The organism is Streptomyces atriruber, from assembly GCF_001418325.1.
In the GTDB taxonomy this organism is placed as follows: domain Bacteria; phylum Actinomycetota; class Actinomycetes; order Streptomycetales; family Streptomycetaceae; genus Streptomyces; species Streptomyces atriruber.
The window spans coordinates 2277-2485 of the sequence record NZ_LIPN01000518.1 but is presented as its reverse complement, the minus strand read 5'-3'; the positions used below and the strand labels follow the sequence as shown (position 1 = coordinate 2485).

Here is a 209-nt window from a genome sequence, read left to right as displayed (position 1 = left end):
CGCGTCGACGACGACCTTGAGCCCCGACTCGGCGACACCGGAGGTGTCCACGTTCCGCAGCAACGACCCGGTGTAGGAGTCGAAGACGCTCGACGGGAAGTGCAGGTCACCGATCTCGCCCGGGAAGGCCCGCCGGTACTCCTGGCGCGCGTAGACCCGGTCGAGCTTGCGCTGACTGCCCTGTGAGAGGTCGGCTCCGTTCCCGTCGA

At 68.4% G+C, this 209-nt stretch carries 1 protein-coding gene; it reads right to left on the bottom strand.

Annotated elements, in window-relative coordinates; all coding sequences use genetic code 11:
- A partial coding sequence (locus tag AOK03_RS44580; protein WP_244177905.1) for a hypothetical protein occupies positions 1–209 on the bottom strand: 209 nt, incomplete at both ends.